Genomic DNA, 17,862 nt, shown 5'->3' on the forward strand with positions numbered 1-17,862 from the left:
TCAGGCCATCAGTACGGATGCCAGCAGCTTGATTGCCGACGTGCGGTGATGGCCGGCACTGTAGGCCAGCACTATGTCGCGGCAGTACCTTGGGTTATCGGTCAGAATGAGGGCGTTTGGCGATTGCTCCAGCAATGACGGCCATTGCGGTACCAAGGAAACACCTTGCCCCAGCGACACCAGCAGGCTGATGGCCTCGAGCGCATCCAGGTCGCAAGCCACGCTGGGCGCGAGACCCAGATCGTCCAGATAGCGCTGGGTTATCAGGCCGCCCCAGGAATCGACGGCGTATCGGATATAGGGCCCGGTGGCCAGCATTGCCTGCGCTTCAGCCCGGGAGGCCGCGGCAGGTGCCAACAAGCACAGCGGTTCGCTGCGCAACGTGAGCGTTCTCAACGATTTTGCTGTCTTGAAGGGTGGCGCCACCAGAATTGCCGCATCCAGTTCCTGATTGATCAGCTTGTCATGAAGCAGTTTCGAGTCACCGGGCGTGATGGTGAGTTTGAGGTCGGGCGCGGAGGATGACAAATGCTCCAGTGCTGCCGGTACAAGGCCGGTGAGGGCGGTTGATATGGCGCCAATGCGCAGTTCCCCGGTCAGCGTATCGGCGTTCAGGTCGTTCCTGAGCTGATTGGCATGCTCGACGATGCAACGTATCCGTGGAATCAATGCCAGCAGCTTTTCTGTCGGCCTTATCGCGTGTGCCTCTCTATTGAAGAGAGTGCAGCCCAAGTGTTTCTCCAGGTTTCGAATGCGCAAACTTATTGCAGCGGCTGAAACATTTGCTTTCTTTGCCGCACCCGCAATGGAACCGCATTCAACAACAGATATGAGGCTTTCCAGATTTTGAATGTCCATAAGTAATGCTTATGCTCAGACCAAGTGTCAGTTGGTGTACATGAATGCCGGGCGGTGTGAGGATAGTGGCTCCGTTCGAGGAGTACCATCATGTTGACACCCTTTCATGTTGCTTATCATGTCAAAGATCTGGATGAAGCAAGAAAATTCTATAAAGAGGTTCTTGGCTGTGTCGAGGGGCGTAGCACTGATACGTGGGTAGACTTCGAGTTCTTTGGTCACCAGATATCTCTGCATGTGGGCAAACCCTTTGAAACCAGCCGCACCGGCAAGGTCGGCCCGCACCTTGTACTGATGCCTCATATCGGGGTGATATTGCCTCTGGATCGCTGGCAAGCCTTGGCTGAACGCCTTGAAGTTCTGGGCGTGCAGTTCGAAATTCCACCGGTTGTACGTTTCGAGGGTGAGCCTGGCGAGCAGAGGACAATGTTTTTCCTGGACCCAAGTGGTAATCCGATCGAAATCAAGGGGTTCAAGAGTTTGAATGCAGTCTTTGCTTCCTAGTGTCTTATAAAAACAGAGATCAGTCCTGTGAGAATAAAAATAAATTTGATCACGCAAATTGCAATTGGTCTGGCTGTCGGTATATGTGTTGGCGTGTTGTTGAATCATTTTCCCGATTACAACGGGTGGTGGATCGAGCAAGTGCTACAGCCGGCGGGTGACGCGTTTATAAAACTGATGAAAATGATCATCGTGCCGCTGGTGTTTTCCTGCATGGTGGTAGGCATAGCCGGCTCTGGCAAGCGCGCCCTGGGGCGGGTGGGAACAAAAAGCCTTGTCTATTTCTTTGTTGTGACCGGGGTCGCAATCATTTTCGGCTTGTTGGTCGGTAACGTGCTCCAGCCAGGCGCCGGTGCGGGTTTCGCCGTTTCATCGGCGAGTGAAGCAGTGCCACCGGTGCAAAATGGTTCGGCAGGGCTCGGCAAGGTATTGCTGGGCATCATTCCTGATAACGTAGTGGCCGCAATGGCAGAGGCGAAGCTGTTGTCGGTACTGTTCTTCGCCATCTTGTTCGGGGTGGCACTGTCTACGCTGGATGAACCCAGGAGGCAGCCTTTGGTTGCCGTGCTGCAGACGGTAGTGGATACCATGTTCAAGGTCACCCATATGGTCATGGCCTACTCACCGATCGGCATCTTTGCCCTGATAGCTGTCACCGTGTCGACCTTCGGGATTGATTCACTGATGCCGCTGGCAAAGCTGATAGCCATTACTTATGTGGCGGTACTATTCTTCGCGATTGCCGTGCTGGGCCTTGTTGCCAGGGCTGTTGGCGAGAATATCTTCGAGATCATCAAGGCCTTCAAGGATGAACTGATACTGGCTTTCAGCAGCGCGAGTTCTGCCACCGTCATGCCGCAATTGATGGCCAAGACCGAAGCACGGGGTGTGCCGCGAGCGATCACGTCGCTGGTGATCCCGTTGGGTTATTCATTCAATCTGGATGGCGCGTCGCTGTTTGCGGGCCTGGGTACCCTGTTTATCGCGCAGGCCTACAATATTGAACTGGCCCTGGCCGACCAGGTGATGCTGGTATTCATCATGGTATTGACGTCCAAAGGCGCTGCCGGAGTGCCCGGGTTCATGTTTGTCATTCTCACTGCAACCCTGACAGCGGCAGGTTTGCCATTGGAAGGCGTGGCCCTGATTGCAGGGGTATATCGCTTGATGGACATGCCCGTTACGGCACTGAACGTGCTCGGTAATGCGCTGGCGCCGATCGTGGTCGCAAAATGGGAAAGCCGCGCTGGAACATTGCCGGCTGATGTCGTGGTTACGGAGCAATCATCTCGATAGCAGATGGGCAGGTTCGTTCAGCCAGGCGTTTGGAACGGGAATTGCTGCATCCCTGAAAACCTGCCCATTTGGGGATACGGCCATGTTTCCAGAAGATCTGTACTTCATGTTTCTCTTCGCCGTTGCCGTGTTGGCACTCGATGTGGCAGCCATCATGCTCTATCGGAGTGCCAAGCCCTGACCCGGGTTTGGGGACTTTCACCCTGAACCGGGTTTTGGTCTACAGTGCTGGGACGTCTCTGGTGTAAGGAAACAGCTATGGCAAAGCGTCGGTGGGCAGTTATCGCTACCTCGATCGCGCTGGCGGTGGGGCCGGTGCTCACTTATGCCGACCCGGGTAATGGTAAAGGGCAGGGCCATGGCAAGGACAAGGGCCAGCATGGTCAAGGCCACGGGGGCTCGTATGGTGGGCCGTCGATAAACCGTGGCGATGTGCTTGGCATTCTTGACGGGCACCGCAGCTACTGGAGCGCAGGGCCGGCGCTGCCCCCCGGCATTCAGAAGAACCTGGCCCGTGGCAAACCACTGCCGCCGGGTATCGCCAAGAAGCTGGATGGCAGGCTGCTGGGGCAACTGCCTCATTACGATGGCTATGAATGGATGCAGGCGGGTGCGGACCTGATCCTGGTGGCAGTTGCTACGGGGATTATCTACGAGGTGTTGAACGGCGCGCTGGATTGACGTCAGGCGCAGGTGTCAGCGAGCGCCCCCGGCAGGTGACGCGGTGGTTGGCACCGGCTGCGCCGGTGTTCGCGGGTAAACCCGCTCCCACAGGGACAGCGCATTCCTTCGGCAGGTGGGGTCCTTGTGGGGCATGCCCGCGAAGCAGGCGACGCGGTGGCTGGCACCGGCTGCGCCGGTGTTCGCGGGCGCGCCCGCTCCCACAGGAACGGTGCATTCTTTCGGCAGGTGGGGTCCTTGTGGGAGCGGGCATGCCCGCGAAGCAGGCGACGCGGTGGCTGGCACCGGCTGCGCCGGTGTTCGCGGGTGAACCCGCTCCCACAGGGACAGCGCATTCTTTCGGCAGGTGGGGTCCTTGTGGGAGCGGGCATGCCCGCGAAGCAGGCGACGCGGTGGCTGGCACCGGCTGCGCCGGTGTTCGCGGGTAAACCCGCTCCCACAGGAGCGGTGCATTCTTTCGGCTGATGGGGTCCCTGTGGGAGCGGGTTCACCCGCGAAGCAGGCGACGCGGTGGCTGATACCGGCTACGCCGGTGTTCTCGATAGCGCCCGTTCCTCCAGAATCAGGTGTTTTCCTGCACGTTCAGTACTGAACCCTTATCGTCCGTCGCCAGCAAGCCGCTGGAGTGCATGCCCTTCGTTTGCAGTTCGGCGAGTGGCACATCTGTAGTACGGAAAATGCTGCGACCTTGTTCACCAACCCTCAGGTTGATCAGTTTTCCATTCTGATAGAAGAATTGCGTTCTGTTGGTGTTCCTTTGCATGGTGTGTGCTCCGAAGGCTATTGGCAGATACACTTTCCCAGCCTTCACTCACCCAGGCCACTGGCAGAAATATCAGTTGCGGCCCGTGCAGCGAGACTTTGGTTGATTGGTAAGCCAATACAACCCCCGTTAAAATGCCGCGTATCCTTGATGGCCAACTGCAAATGTCTACGTTTCGTATCTTTCTCGCCGCCGTGCTGGTCACCGGCCTTGCCGGCTGCGCAACCCCTGGCAAACCCACTGCCAGCAAACTGACCCACAAATCGCCCCAGCAGTATGCCGCCTGCGTACTGCCCAAGTGGCAAGCGCTGGCGCCACAGGCCACGCAGAAATCGATCGCCCACGGCTACCGGTTGACGGCTCCCAGCGCCGTGGCATCCGATGATGTGCTGGACGTAGTCGATTCCCGCGAGGGCAGCCGCGCGACCTTCTACAAAGGCAGCTTCCTGTCTGGCGACAAATTGCGCCAGGCTGCCAGGGAATGCCTGGACTGACTCAGTAACCCGATCCGCTAGAGCCGCCCATGCTTGGCAGGCGGGCCCTGCGCTGAGCATTGCTCCACTCGGCGCAGGTCATGAAAGCGGTATTGTCCACTTTGCCGGTGCCGTCGAAACTTACGCTGTAGGGTTGCCGGTTGTCGGCTTTGGTCAACATGTAGTCGAAACAGGTACCGGGCACCACGGTGCGTTGGGTCTCGGCATCGGGCTTGCCGCCGACCTGCATGACCTGGTCTCTGCTCATGCCGTTGGCGACTTTCGCCACCAGCGGCTGGTCGTGGTACAGCGCGGAGTTGGACGAGCAGGCAGAAAGCGCTGCCAGTGCAAGGATCAGCGCTTGAAAGGGTTTGTTCATGGCAGTGCTCCGGTAGAGGACGCCGATGAAGGCAGGTGCTCCCCGCGCGAATGTGCGACCCCTGGCTCTGCGATCACACCATCAATCCGCTCGGCTTTTCATCATACGCCTGTACTGCCGCACCCGCAGTAACGTGCAGCCTTGCTCCAGCAACAAGGCGCGCAAGGGCGACGCATGCGCCTTGGGCCGGCTGCCGGCCGCCAGGCGGCGCATCTGCAATTTCACCAGGGCCATGTAGGCCAGTGCGGCAAAGGCCTTGCGCTTCCAGCGAATGGGCTGCAGTTCGGCGGTTGCCGTCGGCTCGCCGTTCTGCCAGCGCCGGGGCAGGGCAGGCTCGACTGCCAACGCCGTGGCAATCCCCGCCATGGCCACACCGCTGGCCAGCACCTGCTCGACTACCGGCAACCGCCGGATACCGCCGGTGACCATCACCGGCATCTTCGCGATGGCGGCGATTTCCCGGGCAAACTCCAGGAAGTAGGCCTCGCGAGCCAGGGTGCGCCCATCGCGGGCATCACCCTGCATCGCCGGTGCCTCATAGCTGCCGCCCGACAGCTCCACCAGGTCCACCGGCAATTCATTCAGCCACAGCACTACCTGGCGCGCATCCGCCGGTTCGAAACCGCCGCGCTGGAAATCCGCCGAATTCAGTTTCACTGCCACGGCGAAACCGGGCGAAACCACTTCGCGCACGGCCTTGACCACCTCCAGCAGCAACCGCGCGCGATTTTCCAGGCTGCCACCCCAGCGATCCTGGCGCTGGTTGCTCAGTGGCGAAAGAAACTGGCTCAGCAGGTAACCGTGGGCAGCGTGGATCTGTACGCCACTGAAACCAGCTTCTTCAGCCAGCGCCGCAGTGCCGGCAAAGCGCTGGATCAACGCGCCGATCTCGGCTTCGTCCAGTGCCTTGGGCAAGGGGAACAGCTTGGATAAACCGCCCATGTCCAGGGCAATGGCCGAAGGCGCCACGGTGGGCTGGCCGAGGTTGGCCTGCATCTGCCGGCCCGGGTGGTTGATCTGCATCCAGAACTGCGCGCCGTGGGCGCGGCCGATGCGCGCCCAGTCGCGAAAACGTTGCAGTGGCTGGCTGGCATCGAGCATCACGCCACCCGGGCCGGTCATGGCGCCAGGGTCGACCATCACGTTACCGGTCAGCAACAGCCCGGCACCGCCCTCGGCCCAAGCCTGGTAAAGGCGCAGCAGCTGGTCGGAAGGGGTCTGGTCCGGGTTGGCCAGGTTTTCCTCCATCGCCGCCTTGGCGATGCGGTTGGGGATGACACTGCCATTGGGCAGGTGCAGGGGCTGGAACGGCGTCATGGCGATCTCCGCAAAGGGTTGCCACGCATCGGTTTTTGCGCGCGTGGGCTAGGTTCGGGAAAAGGCTAAGGTTAAAGTCAGCTTTAAGGTCAAGAGGGGAATGCTGCCGCAATGAAAATTGGTGAACTGGCGCGACGCACGGGGCTTAGTGCATCGCGTATCCGCTTTTACGAAGCCAGCGGACTGATTACTGCGCGGCGCCTGGGCAATGGTTACCGGGATTACCCGGAGCAGGTGGTGCGGGCGCTGGAGATCATCACCTGCGGCCAGCAGGCCGGGTTCAGCCTGGAAGAAATGCGCAAACTCACCGACGCCTCCGGGGCTGCGGCGGGTGGGCATGATCTATTGCTGGGCAGCCTCAAGCGCAAGGTGGCGGAGATCGAAGCGATGCAGCAGCGGCTGGCGCACAACCGCGCGCAGTTGCTGGCGGTTATTGCAGGCATGGAAGACAAGCCGCAGGGGATAGATTGCGAGGAGAATGCCCAGCGCCTGATTGCCGGTTGGCAGCAGGGCGAGGCCACGAACACGTGACCCCTGTAGGAGCGGCCTTGTGTCGCGATGGGCTGCGTAGCGGCCCCGGCAATTTGTGCAGCAACGCAAGATCCGGGGGCTGCTGCGCAGCCCATCGCGACACAAGGCCGCTCCTACAGGGATCGCACAGGCGTCTGGATTCTGGGTAAGACAGTTGCGCCTGCAGTCAGTCTGCATCACCGCGCTTGTTCATCTGCTCACACTGCGTCTGCGCATCCGTCCTGCTCGGATAACTGGGCTTGAGCCGCTCCTTCGCTTGGTTATCGTAAATGTCGAACCCCCCACATACGGTAGCGGCGTAATAGCGGCTACCCACGCGGAACGACTCCTTTTCGATCGGCACAGCGGGAACGATAACGAATCTTGGTTGCATTTTTCGTGCCTCCCCAGGCAGAGACTTAAGTATTAGTCTGGCCATGGATAACCATCAAGGATACTCATGAATAAAACCTCGTTTTGTTGAACGGCAGGTCGACGCCCGTCCTGTCATCAAATGAAAACCCGCTGTCGTCCGATGCGAAGCACCCCGCACACCAAGGGCATACAGTCCAATCACCCAGAACTGACGCCATGCGTCCAGATCGATGATTGGAGAGACAAGCATGTCCAAAGTCGTACGTTTCCATCAGACCGGTGGCCCCGAGGTGCTGCGCTACGAGGACGCCGAGGTCGGCGAGCCCGGCCCGGGGCAGGTGCGCTTGCGCCAGGTGGCGGTGGGCCTGAACTACGCCGATACCTATTTCCGCAACGGCACCTACCCGATCCCGCTGCCCAACGGCATCGGCGTGGAAGCGGCCGGGGTGGTCGAGGCGCTGGGCGAGGGTGTGACCCAGGTGGCAGTCGGTGACCGGGTCACCTACACCGGTTTCCTCAACACCCTGGGCGCCTACTGCACCGAGCGCCTGATCCCCGCGGCCGCGCTGATCAAGCTGCCCGATACCATCGCCTTCGAAACCGCCGCCGCCATGACCATGCGCGGCCTGACCTCCGCCTACCTGCTGCGTCGGCTCCATGACTTCAAACCCGGCGACAGCGTGCTGCTGCATGCTGCCGCTGGCGGGGTCGGCCTGATCGTCGCGCAGTGGGCGCAGCTGCTGGGGCTGAACGTGATCGGCACGGTGTCCACCGAGGCCAAGGCCGAGGTGGCTCGCGCCCATGGCTGCAACCACGTCATCAACTACAGCGTCGAGGACGTTGCCACGCGCGTGCGTGAGCTGACCGACGGGGTGGGGGTGAACGTGGTGTTCGACAGCGTTGGCAAGAACACCTTCATGGGCTCGCTCGATTCGCTCAAGCGCCGCGGCCTGATGGTTTGCGTCGGCACGGCGTCAGGCACCATCCCGCCGTTCGACCCGCAGTTGCTGGCGATCAAGGGCTCGCTGCAGCTCACCCGCCCGGCACTGGCCGACTTCATCGCCGACCCGGCGGAAAAGGCCGACCTGGCCGGTGAGCTGTTCGATCACGTCGGCAGCGGGCGCATCCGTATCGAGATCAACCAGCACTACGCACTGCAGGATGCCGTCCAGGCCCACCGTGACCTGGAAGCGCGCAAGACCACCGGCTCGTCGATCTTCGTCATCTGAAGAGGGCAACAGCATGCACATCGAACAACTGACCTGCGCGATCGGTGCCGAGGTAAGTGGGGTCAACCTGGCCGACGCGATCCACGACGACGACCTGTTCGCCCAGCTTCGCGCGCAGTTGCTCCGGCACCGTGTGCTGTTCCTGCGCGACCAGCACTTCAGCCGCGCCGAACATGTAGCGTTCGCCCGCCGCTTCGGCGACCTGGAGGACCACCCGGTGGCCGGCAGCGACCCGGAGCATCCGGGCCTGGTACAGATCTACAAGCGCCCGGACCAGCCCAACGACCGCTATGAAAATGCCTGGCACACCGACGCCACCTGGCGCGAGGCCCCGCCGATGGGCTGTGTGCTGCGCTGCATCGAATGCCCGCCCGTGGGCGGCGACACGATGTGGGCGAACATGGTGCTGGCCTATGAAAACCTGCCAGGCGATGTGAAGGCCAAGATCGAAGGCCTGCGCGCCCGTCACAGCATCGAGGCCAGCTTTGGCGCCGCCATGCCGCTGGAAAAGCGCCTGGCGCTGAAGGCGCAGTTCCCGGATGCCGAGCACCCGGTGGTGCGCACCCACCCGGAAACCGGCGAGCAGGTGCTGTTCGTCAACGCCTTCACCACCCATTTCAGCAATTACCACACCCCGCAGCGGGTGCGCTTCGGGCAGGACGCCAACCCCGGTGCCAGCGACCTGCTGCGTTACCTGATCAGCCAGGCCTACCTGCCGGAGTACCAGGTGCGCTGGCGCTGGAAGCCCAACAGCGTGGCGATCTGGGACAACCGCAGCACCCAGCACTACGCCGTCATGGACTACCCGCCGTGCCACCGCAAGATGGAGCGCGCCGGGATCAAGGGCAGCCCCACGTTCTGAGTTCGTCGCCGTCGCTGGCGGCAACCGCACAATAACAATAGCGAGGACTACAGCATGCAATTCTTCGACGATTCGTTGCACCCTGAAAACATGGAAAAGGTGGTGATCACCGTGGCCCCCTATGGCCCGGAGTGGATGCCTGAAGACTTCCCTGAAGACATTCCCCTGACCATGGACGAGCAGGTGCAGAAGGCTGTCGACTGCTACGAGGCAGGTGCCACCGTATTGCACCTGCACGTGCGCGAACTGGACGGCAAGGGCTCCAAGCGCCTGTCCAAGTTCAACGAGCTGATCGCCGGGGTGCGCGAAGCGGTGCCGGACATGATCATCCAGGTTGGCGGGTCGATTTCCTTTGCCCCGGAAGGCGAAGGCGAGGCTGCCAAGTGGCTGTCGGACGATACCCGGCACATGCTCGCCGAGCTGACGCCGCGCCCCGACCAGGTGACCGTGGCCATCAACACCACGCAGATGAACATCATGGAGTTGCTGTACCCCGAGTACCTGGAAGGTACCTCGCTGGCCAGCCCGGCGATTCATGCCGCCTACAGCGAGATGACTGTGCCGGCCGGCCCGGCCTGGGTCCGCGAGCACCTGCGCCGCCTGCAGGCCAGCAACATCCAGCCGCATTTCCAGCTGACCGGCATGCATGCCCTGGAGACGCTCGAGCGCATCGTCCGCCGTGGTGACTACATGGGCCCGCTGAACCTGACCTGGATCGGCATTGGCGGCGGTTTCGACGGCCCCAACCCGTTCAACTTCTTCAACTTCATCCACCGCGCGCCGGACGGTTGCACCCTGACCGCCGAGTCGTTGCTGAAGAACGTGCTGCCGTTCAACACCATGGCCCTGGCCATGGGCCTGCACCCACGCTGCGGCAACGAAGACACCATCATCGACCAGCATGGCAAGCGCTTCACCTCGGTGCAGCAGATCCAGCAGACCGTGCGTGTGGCCCATGAGCTGGGCCGCGAGATTGCCAGCGGCAAGGAAGCACGCGCCATTTACCGCATCGGGCAGCAGTACGACAGCATCGAGCAGACCCTCGAGGCCAACGGCATGGCGCCGAATCGCCAGCCGGGTGTGAAGGGCGTGCCGCAGCGCTGACTTCACTGGCCTGCGCTGGCCTTTTTAGGAGCGGCCTTGTGTCGCGACAGGGCTGCACAGCAGCCCCGGCAATAGTTGAGTTGACGCTTCAATCGGGGGCCGCTTTGCGGCCCATCGCGACACAAGGCCGCTCCTACAGGGGGCGTGCCAATGCATAAGAACAAGAAAAACCCACATCACCCCAAGGAGGCAACATGGCCACCTATCTCGCCAGTGCCGAAGATTCCGGCACCGACACCGCCCACAGCGTCCCCCGGCGCTATGCCTGGGTGGTCTTCGCCCTGACCTTTGGCCTGTTGATCTCCGACTACATGTCGCGCCAGGTGCTCAATGCGGTGTTCCCGCTGCTCAAGGGCGAATGGGCGTTGAGCGACAGCCAGCTCGGCCTGCTCAGCGGTATCGTCGCGCTGATGGTCGGCCTGCTGACCTTCCCGCTGTCGCTGCTGGCCGACCGCTTCGGCCGGGTGCGCAGCCTGGTGCTGATGGCAGTACTGTGGAGCCTGGCCACCCTCGGCTGCGCCCTGGCGGAAAACTACCCGCAAATGTTCGTCGCGCGGTTTCTGGTGGGGGTGGGCGAGGCGGCCTACGGCAGTGTCGGCATCGCCGTGGTGGTCGCGGTGTTCCCCCGCGACATGCGCTCGACCCTGGCCGGCGCGTTCATGGCCGGTGGCATGTTCGGCTCGGTGCTGGGCATGGCCCTGGGCGGTGTACTGGCCCAGCACCTGGGCTGGCGCTGGGCATTCGCCGGCATGGCGCTGTTCGGCCTGGTGCTGGCGATGCTGTACCCGCTGATCGTCAAAGAGGCACGTATTGCGCCTCGGTGCGCGCAGCAGTCGCAAGGCAGGGCCGGCCGTCCGCTGCGCACTCTGTACAGCAGCCGTTCGGTCATCGCGGCCTACGTCGGCAGCGGGCTGCAGCTGTTCGTCGGCGGCACCGTGATCGTGTGGATGCCAAGCTACCTGAACCGCTATTACGCCATGGGTACCGACCGCGCCGGGGCAATTGCCGCAGTCATCGTGCTGTGCAGCGGCATCGGCATGATCCTCTGCGCCATGCTCTGCGACCGCCTCGGGCGGCAGCGCCCGGACCGCAAGATCAGCCTTGCCATCGCCTACTGCCTGGGCAGTTGCGCGCTGTTGTCCATCGCCTTCGCACTACCGGCCGGCACCGCCCAACTGGTACTGATCTGTCTGGGCATGATGATCGCCGCCGGCACCAACGGCCCGTCCAGTGCCATGGTCGCCAACCTCACCCACGCCTCGGTGCACGGCACCGCGTTTGCCACCCTGACCCTGGCCAACAACCTGTTGGGCCTGGCCACCGGGCCGCTGATCACCGGGCGCGTTTCCGACCTGATCGGCCTGCATGCCGCCTTCCAGCTGGTGCCGCTGATGAGTATCGGCGCGGCGGCGGTGTTTTTCCTCGCCAAACGTCATTACCACCGCGACATGGACCGTCTGCATGCACCGGCACACGACGCCGCCGACGCACCCCGGGAGTTGAAACCGTGAAACAGCTGTTGTCCGTCGAAGTGTTCTTCGATTTCGTCTGCCCGTGGTGCCTGATTGGCCAGCGGCACCTGCAGGCTGCCCTGTTGCTGTTGCAGCGCGAACAGCCGCAAGTGCAGGTACAACTGCGATGGCGAGGTGTGCAGTTGTTGCCTGGCTTGCCCGCCGTTGGCGTGCCGTTCCATGCCTTCTATCTGCAACGCCTGGGCAGCGAGGAGGCGGTACGCGAGCGCCAGGCCCAGGTGCGCGCCGCTGCCCGTGTGGTAGGCGAGGACATCGACTTCTCGCGTATTCGCCGCATGCCCAACACCGGCAATGCCCATCGGCTGCTGCAACGGGCTGCCCAGTTGCTCGAAGCAGCGCAACTGGAAGCCTTGCTGGCGCAGTTGTTCATCGCCTATTTCCACCAGGGCCGCGACCTGGGGGATAGCCGCACCTTGCTCGACATCGCCCAATGTTGCGGGCTGGATACCGCGCAGGTGGTCGACTGCCTGCGTGACGACGGCAGCCCGTTCCTCGATGGGGCCGGGCGCGCTGGCAGTGCCGTGCCGCGCTTCCGTTTCAATCAGGGGCCGCTCGTTGCGGGTGCGCAGCCTGCCGCGGTGCTGTATGCGGCCATGACCGAAGCGCTGCAAGAGGTTGAGCGGGCATGACCCGACGCATTGCATTGGCCCCCCATCAGGTGCCGGAACGTGACGGCCGTGTGCTGTTGGCCTGCGAAGGGCGCAGCGTGGCGCTGTTCAACGTTGCCGACTCGCTCTATGCCATCGACGACAGCTGCCCGCACCAGGGCGCGTCGTTGTGCGGCGGGCGGCTGGAAGGCCGTGTCATCCAGTGCTGCGCGCATGGCCTGCGCTTCGACCTGGCCAGCGGCTATCTGGTCAACTCCAGGGCCTTGAAGGTTGCCAGCTACCCGGTCGAGCAGCAGGGCGGGCAGGTCTACATCGTGTTTGACAGTGAGGAGGCGGGGCAATGAATACACTGGCACTTGGCGCTACCCATCAGCGTATCCGCACCCTCGCCCCGGGGGTGGTGGTCAGCCTTGTCGTCGGCGCGGCCGCCAGTTTCCTCGGTGAGCATTACGCGGCCCCGGTCATGCTGTTTGCCTTGCTATTGGGGATGGCGCTGAACTTTCTCGCGGTCGACGGCCCCTGCAAGGCCGGTATCGAGTTCACCGCCCGCACGGTACTGCGCCTGGGCGTGGCGCTGCTTGGCATGCGCATCACCCTGGACCAGATCGCCAGCCTGGGCTGGAAGCCCGTGGCCCTGGTCGTGACCCTGGTGGTGGTGACCATCCTGGTCTCGGTGGTGGTGGCCAAGGTGCTGGGGTTTTCACGGCTGTTCGGCATGCTCACCGGCGGTGCCACGGCCATTTGCGGTGCCTCGGCTGCGCTGGCGCTGGCAGCTGCCTTGCCACAGCACCCGCGCAAGGAGCATGCAACGCTGTTCACCGTGATCGGCGTGTCGGCGCTGTCGACCCTGGCGATGATCTTGTACCCGATGATTGCCCAGTGGCTGCACCTGTCCCCGGCGCAGGCCGGGGTCTTCCTCGGTGCGACCATCCACGACGTGGCGCAGGTGGTGGGAGCGGGCTACAGCATGTCTACCGAGACCGGCGACATCGCCACGGTGGTCAAGCTGATGCGGGTGGCCATGCTGTTGCCGGTCATTGTCTGCGCAGCCATGATCACCCGGCGCCAGGGCCTCGAGGCCGGTGGCCAGCGGCCGCCCTTGCTGCCATGGTTCGCGGTCGGCTTCCTGCTGCTGGCGTGCGTCAACAGCACAGGCTGGGTACCCACCACAGTGCAAGGCGGTATCAACGACCTGTCGCGTGGCTGCCTGGTGGTGGCGATCAGTGCCCTGGGCATGAAAACTCAACTCAAGTCGCTAGCCTCGGTCGGGGTGAAACCCATTGCGCTGATGGTGGGGGAGAGCGTGTTTCTTGTGCTTTTGGTGCTGGCGTTGATGCACTGGGGCCTTGCCTGACTGCTTGACGCGGTCGATTGTAGGAGCGGCCTTGTGTCGCGAAAGGGCTGCGCAGCAGCCCCGGCAATATGGGCGTCTGCACTGAACCCCCGGGGCTGCTGCGCAGCCCTATCGCGACACAAGGCCGCTCCTACACGGGCCGTACCAGGATCAAGCTAAAGCCCTTGATCAGCCCGCTGTGCCCGCCAACTGGCCGGCGGCATGCCGAACTGGGCGATGAACCAGCGGGTGAACGAGCTGGGCATTGAATAACCCAGCATGTCGGCGATACGCCCCAGCGAATAGCCGGGGTTTTCCAGGTAGCGCATCACCAGGTCACGGCGCACGCTGTTGATCAGGTCCTTGAAGGTCAACCCGCTTTCTTCCAGGCGACGCTGCAGGGTGCGCACGTTCATGCCCTGAGTCTGTGCCACCTGCTCGATGGTGGCGCGGCCCATGGGCAGCAGCAGGTAAATGGTCTTGCGCAACTCCAGCTCCAGGGACGGCGTGCCGCCCGCCGGCAGGCTGTCCAGATAGCGCTGCGCCAGGCGCGCCATGGCCTCGTTGGCTTGCGGGCTGGCGCTGTCGAGGTCGGCGGCCGGGCAGACGATACCGTTGAACTCGCTGCCGAACACCAGCGTGCAGCCGAAAATGCGCCGGTGGGTGGCCAGGTCGGCGGGAGGCGCGTGAGTGAAGTTGGCGCTGATCGGGTGCCAATGCGCACCTAGCAGCGCCGCGCACAGGCGCATCATCACGCCGATCGCCAGCTCGGTGGCCTGGCGGCTGCAGGGCGCGCGTTCGTTGATCACCTCCTCACGGATGACCACGGTCTTGCCGGCTTCCTCGATATGAATGGCCAGGGCGTCATTGAGCAAGTGACGGTACTGCACGATCACCTGCAGCGCATCACGCAGGGTGCGTTGGTGGCTGAGCAGCAGGCTGATTTCGCCGAAGTCCGACAGTTGCCGCAACTCGGCCATGCGCAGGCCGAAACTTTCGCAACGGGTGGCGCTGGCGGAGGCCTCCAGCAAGGTGATGACGCTGGCAACCGGGATACGCCGGTTGGGGTCATCGAGCAACGCGGCGCTGAGGCCAACCTGTGCCAACAGTGCATGGGGATTGAGGCCCAGGTGGCGGGACACCTCAAGGTAATTGGTCAAGCTGGCGGCACGGACTAGGGCAGGCATCTTTGGTTGTTTTCCATGCGGTTTCTTGTTGTTGGGTATGCCGACATGCGTTTTGTGTTTATAGCCTGCGTGTCATGAATTGAAAAGCAAAGCCCTGTCTTGGCCATTGTCATCAAATGAAAAGCCCCTGACGCCCAATGTGAAGCACCCGGTGGGTGGGCTGTTTACTGTGAACCTCAAGAGCTACACCGCACACGAGGTTCACCGTGGAAAAACTGCAAACCACTGCCACCGTGCTGATCGTCCCCGGCCTGCGCGACCATGTCGCCGAACACTGGCAGACCCTGCTCGCAGGCCGCCTGGCCAAGGTGCGCAGCGTACCGCCGCTGCAAGTCGACGGCCTGAGCTGCACGGCCCGGGTCGAGGCGATCCAGCGCGAACTGGACCAGATCGATGGTGAAGTGATCCTGGTAGCGCACAGCGCAGGCGTGCTGATGGTCGCCCACTGGGCGGCGCGCTACCGGCGGCCGATCAAGGGTGCATTGCTGGCGGCGCCGCCCGACCTGAACGCGCCATGGCCGGCCCACTACCCAAGCCCGGCCAGCCTGGCCGAGCACGGCTGGTCGCCATTGCCCCAGCAGCCGCTGCCGTTCCCCAGCATTGTCGCGGCCAGCAGCAACGACCACCTGGCCAGCTTTGCCGCAGCCAGCGCCCTGGCCCGAGGCTGGGGTAGCGAACTGGTCGGACTGGGGGCCGTCGGCCACCTCAACCCGGCCTCCGGCTTCGGCCCCTGGCCGCAGGCCGAGGCGTTCATCCAGCGACTGGACCAGCCCAACCTGCAATAGCGCATGGACGCCCCAGCCACGCTCGCAAAAGACGGGCGGCGAAAAAAACAATAACAATACGTGGAGCCATCGTAATGCCAGAACACCGCATTCACCGTGCTGTGAAACCACAGCGCTGCCTGCTCGCCTGCGCCATCGGCCTGCTCACGCTGCCCGCCGCCCAGGCGTTCGAAGTCGATACCGGAAATGAAAACTGGGCCGTGCGCTTCGACAACACCGTCAAGTACAACTACGGCGTACGCACCGAAAGCGCCGACAAGCGCATGTTGGGCACGCCCAACAGCAACGACGGTGACTACAACTTCCGCAAGGCCGGCACCAACATCACCAACCGGGTCGACCTGCTGACCGAACTGGATGTGGTCTACCAGGGCAACACCGGGTTCCGCGTCAGCACCGCCAGCTGGTACGACAAGGCCTATGACAACACCGGCTCCAATAGCAACCCGTTCGTCAACGGCAACGGTGACCAGTCCGGCATCAACCCCAGCCTCAATGGCCTGCCCGGCACCGGTGTGCCGTTGGGCAGCCCGCACCTGAGCAACTACGCCCAGCGTTACTACAGCGGCCCGTCCGGTGAAGTGCTGGATGCCTTCGTGTTCTTCAGCCGTGAAGTCGGCGAGGCTTCGCAGGTCAGCGCCAAGCTGGGCCAGCACAACCTGTTCTGGGGTGAAACCCTGCTCAACCCGGTGCACTCGCTGAGCTACGGCCAGTCGGGCCTGGACCTGGCCAAGCTGGCCGCCTCGCCGGGCACCGAGGCCAAGGAGCTGTTCGTGCCGCGCAACCAGCTGTCGACCTCGTTCCTGGTCAATTCCGAACTGACTCTGGGCGCCCAGTACTTCTTCGACTGGGACGCCGCCCGCCTGCCCGAAGCCGGTACCTACTATGGCGGCTCGGACGTGGTAGGCGAGGGCGCCCAAAGCTTCCTGCTCGGCCACACCGGCACCCCCGGGCTGATCCCGGTGCGCGGTGCGCTGACCACCATCCGCCGTGGCCATGACCTGAACCCGGGCAAGAGCGGCGACTGGGGCATCATGGCCAAGTGGTCGCCCGAGTGGCTGGGCGGCACCCTCGGCTTCTACTACCGCAAGACCTCCGAGATCCTCCCGCAGGCCTGGCTCGACGCGCGCGGCATGACCGTCGCCAATGGCCCGTTCGGCAACCCGCCGGGCAGCCGTCAAGGTGCAGTCGGCAACCTGTACAACTCGCTGCAAAGCACTACCTACCAGTTCGCCTATTCCGACGACATCGACATCTATGGCCTGAGCCTGTCCAAGGATGTGGGCGGCATCAGTGTCGGCAGTGACCTCAACATTCGCCACAACATGCCGCTGGCGAGCATCCCGGCAATCGTCAGCGCCCCCGGCCAGGGTGGCCTGGGCGGCGGCTTCGGCCTGCTGCCGGCACGCCTGCCCAGCAGTGGGGTGATCTACGACGTGCCCAAGGATGGCGACGGCCTGAGCGCCACCGGCGACACCCTGCACTGGACCTTGAACGGCCTGATGACCATTGGCGATACGCCGCTGTTCGATTCGGCAACCCTGCTTGGCGAGCTGTTCTACAGCAACCTGCTCAAGCTCGATAGCCACAACGAGGCCTTGTACAAGGGCAAGAGCAGCTACCGCGGCATCGACAAGGCCACCCGCGACAACTGGGGCATCGCCGTCAACTTCACCCCTACCTGGTACCAGGTGCTGCCTGGCATGGACCTGAGCATGCCGCTGTCGGTCAACGTCGGCCTCGACGGCGTGTCGCCGGTGCAGGGCGGTGGCGCCGAGAACACCGGCAACTATGCGGTGGGCGTGAGCGCCGCGATCTACAACCAGTACTTCGTCGACCTCAAGTACGTCGACAGTTTCGGTGAGACCAAGGCCTGCAAGGACGGCCAGACCGACGGCAGCACCCCCAACGCCCTGGACGGCGAACAGGATTACACCTGCTACGGCGGCGGCTACGCCTCCTTCTCCGGCGGTGGTGCCACCACCGAGGACCGTGGCGCCCTGTACCTGACCGTCAAGACGACCTTCTGAGTCATGTTTCCTACAGCCTACACAGGAAGACAACCA

Annotated in this window: 20 protein-coding genes; 14 read left to right on the plus strand and 6 right to left on the minus strand. The window is 63.0% G+C overall.

Going from position 1 to position 17,862, the window contains the following annotated elements; all coding sequences use genetic code 11:
* Complete coding sequence (locus ABNP31_RS12430; RefSeq protein WP_350013363.1) at window positions 1-858, minus strand: LysR family transcriptional regulator; 858 nt, start codon at window positions 856-858, stop codon at window positions 1-3.
* 90 nt (window positions 859-948) lie between these two features.
* On the opposite strand from ABNP31_RS12430, the gene ABNP31_RS12435 reads away from it, so the two are divergent.
* The 3 genes from ABNP31_RS12435 to ABNP31_RS12445 all read left to right on the plus strand — a co-directional run bounded on the left by ABNP31_RS12435 (window position 949) and on the right by ABNP31_RS12445 (window position 3,339).
* On the plus strand, window positions 949-1,362 hold the full coding sequence (locus ABNP31_RS12435) for a VOC family protein (RefSeq protein WP_085663642.1): 414 nt from the start codon (window positions 949-951) through the stop codon (window positions 1,360-1,362).
* A gap of 45 nt (window positions 1,363-1,407) precedes the next feature.
* Window positions 1,408-2,658: a cation:dicarboxylate symporter family transporter gene (locus ABNP31_RS12440; RefSeq protein WP_350013364.1), complete on the plus strand. Its 1,251-nt coding sequence runs from the start codon at window positions 1,408-1,410 to the stop codon at window positions 2,656-2,658.
* Between the two features lie 258 nt (window positions 2,659-2,916).
* Window positions 2,917-3,339 carry an anti-virulence regulator CigR family protein gene (locus ABNP31_RS12445; RefSeq protein ID WP_350013365.1) on the plus strand — a complete coding sequence of 141 codons (423 nt, stop codon included), beginning with the start codon at window positions 2,917-2,919 and terminating at the stop codon, window positions 3,337-3,339.
* A gap of 562 nt (window positions 3,340-3,901) precedes the next feature.
* Here the strand turns inward: ABNP31_RS12445 and ABNP31_RS12450 are convergent.
* Window positions 3,902-4,102: a hypothetical protein gene (locus ABNP31_RS12450; RefSeq protein ID WP_085663640.1), complete on the minus strand. Its 201-nt coding sequence runs from the start codon at window positions 4,100-4,102 to the stop codon at window positions 3,902-3,904.
* 134 nt (window positions 4,103-4,236) lie between these two features.
* On the opposite strand from ABNP31_RS12450, the gene ABNP31_RS12455 reads away from it, so the two are divergent.
* Window positions 4,237-4,596, plus strand: a complete 360-nt coding sequence (locus ABNP31_RS12455; protein ID WP_137163843.1) for a hypothetical protein — start codon at window positions 4,237-4,239, stop codon at window positions 4,594-4,596.
* A 1-nt stretch (window position 4,597) separates the two neighbouring features.
* Here ABNP31_RS12455 and osmE read toward each other — a convergent pair whose 3' ends face one another.
* Together osmE and ABNP31_RS12465 are read right to left on the minus strand one after the other, a co-directional pair.
* Window positions 4,598-4,954, minus strand: a complete 357-nt coding sequence (gene osmE, locus ABNP31_RS12460; RefSeq protein ID WP_085663638.1) for an osmotically-inducible lipoprotein OsmE — start codon at window positions 4,952-4,954, stop codon at window positions 4,598-4,600.
* 81 nt (window positions 4,955-5,035) lie between these two features.
* Window positions 5,036-6,271, minus strand: a complete 1,236-nt coding sequence (locus tag ABNP31_RS12465; protein WP_238066262.1) for an NADH:flavin oxidoreductase/NADH oxidase family protein — start codon at window positions 6,269-6,271, stop codon at window positions 5,036-5,038.
* A 111-nt stretch (window positions 6,272-6,382) separates the two neighbouring features.
* Here ABNP31_RS12465 and ABNP31_RS12470 point away from each other — a divergent pair, with 111 nt between their 5' ends.
* Window positions 6,383-6,802 (plus strand): MerR family transcriptional regulator, encoded by a 420-nt coding sequence (locus ABNP31_RS12470; protein ID WP_085663636.1) that lies wholly within the window; start codon window positions 6,383-6,385, stop codon window positions 6,800-6,802.
* 166 nt (window positions 6,803-6,968) lie between these two features.
* On the opposite strand, the gene ABNP31_RS12475 is transcribed toward ABNP31_RS12470, so the two are convergent.
* Complete coding sequence (locus ABNP31_RS12475) at window positions 6,969-7,175, minus strand: hypothetical protein (RefSeq protein WP_238066263.1); 207 nt, start codon at window positions 7,173-7,175, stop codon at window positions 6,969-6,971.
* A gap of 229 nt (window positions 7,176-7,404) precedes the next feature.
* Between ABNP31_RS12475 and ABNP31_RS12480 the strand changes: the two genes are divergently transcribed.
* The 7 genes from ABNP31_RS12480 (at window position 7,405) to ABNP31_RS12510 (ending at window position 13,845) form a co-directional block, all read left to right on the plus strand.
* Window positions 7,405-8,385: a quinone oxidoreductase family protein gene (locus ABNP31_RS12480; protein ID WP_013972529.1), complete on the plus strand. Its 981-nt coding sequence runs from the start codon at window positions 7,405-7,407 to the stop codon at window positions 8,383-8,385.
* 13 nt (window positions 8,386-8,398) lie between these two features.
* Window positions 8,399-9,247 carry a TauD/TfdA dioxygenase family protein gene (locus ABNP31_RS12485; protein WP_013972530.1) on the plus strand — a complete coding sequence of 283 codons (849 nt, stop codon included), beginning with the start codon at window positions 8,399-8,401 and terminating at the stop codon, window positions 9,245-9,247.
* Window positions 9,248-9,301: 54 nt separating this feature from the next.
* Window positions 9,302-10,351 carry a 3-keto-5-aminohexanoate cleavage protein gene (locus ABNP31_RS12490; protein ID WP_085616475.1) on the plus strand — a complete coding sequence of 350 codons (1,050 nt, stop codon included), beginning with the start codon at window positions 9,302-9,304 and terminating at the stop codon, window positions 10,349-10,351.
* 194 nt (window positions 10,352-10,545) lie between these two features.
* Window positions 10,546-11,862 carry an MFS transporter gene (locus tag ABNP31_RS12495; RefSeq protein ID WP_350013366.1) on the plus strand — a complete coding sequence of 439 codons (1,317 nt, stop codon included), beginning with the start codon at window positions 10,546-10,548 and terminating at the stop codon, window positions 11,860-11,862.
* The gene (locus tag ABNP31_RS12500; RefSeq protein ID WP_350013367.1) at window positions 11,859-12,512 is read left to right on the plus strand and encodes a DsbA family protein; all 654 of its coding nucleotides are present in this window, start codon (window positions 11,859-11,861) and stop codon (window positions 12,510-12,512) included. The genes ABNP31_RS12495 and ABNP31_RS12500 overlap by 4 nt, the downstream gene beginning before the upstream one ends.
* A complete protein-coding gene (locus ABNP31_RS12505) occupies window positions 12,509-12,835 on the plus strand; it encodes a Rieske (2Fe-2S) protein (protein WP_013972534.1) in 327 nt (108 codons plus the stop codon). Before ABNP31_RS12500 ends, ABNP31_RS12505 begins: the two co-directional genes overlap by 4 nt.
* The gene (locus ABNP31_RS12510) at window positions 12,832-13,845 is read left to right on the plus strand and encodes a YeiH family protein (RefSeq protein ID WP_085663632.1); all 1,014 of its coding nucleotides are present in this window, start codon (window positions 12,832-12,834) and stop codon (window positions 13,843-13,845) included. The genes ABNP31_RS12505 and ABNP31_RS12510 overlap by 4 nt, the downstream gene beginning before the upstream one ends.
* A 155-nt stretch (window positions 13,846-14,000) precedes the next feature.
* Here the strand turns inward: ABNP31_RS12510 and ABNP31_RS12515 are convergent, their stop codons facing one another.
* Window positions 14,001-15,011, minus strand: coding sequence for an AraC family transcriptional regulator (locus ABNP31_RS12515; protein ID WP_085665740.1), 1,011 nt, complete (start codon window positions 15,009-15,011; stop codon window positions 14,001-14,003).
* 206 nt (window positions 15,012-15,217) lie between these two features.
* Here ABNP31_RS12515 and ABNP31_RS12520 point away from each other — a divergent pair, with 206 nt between their 5' ends.
* Both ABNP31_RS12520 and ABNP31_RS12525 read left to right on the plus strand, forming a co-directional pair.
* The gene (locus ABNP31_RS12520) at window positions 15,218-15,796 is read left to right on the plus strand and encodes an RBBP9/YdeN family alpha/beta hydrolase (protein WP_238066267.1); all 579 of its coding nucleotides are present in this window, start codon (window positions 15,218-15,220) and stop codon (window positions 15,794-15,796) included.
* Window positions 15,797-15,870: 74 nt separating this feature from the next.
* Window positions 15,871-17,826 carry a DUF1302 domain-containing protein gene (locus ABNP31_RS12525; RefSeq protein ID WP_085616459.1) on the plus strand — a complete coding sequence of 652 codons (1,956 nt, stop codon included), beginning with the start codon at window positions 15,871-15,873 and terminating at the stop codon, window positions 17,824-17,826.
* The last annotated feature ends 36 nt before the right edge of the window (window positions 17,827-17,862 follow it).

It is taken from the genome of Pseudomonas asiatica, assembly GCF_040214835.1.
GTDB classification, from domain to species: domain Bacteria; phylum Pseudomonadota; class Gammaproteobacteria; order Pseudomonadales; family Pseudomonadaceae; genus Aquipseudomonas; species Aquipseudomonas putida_Z.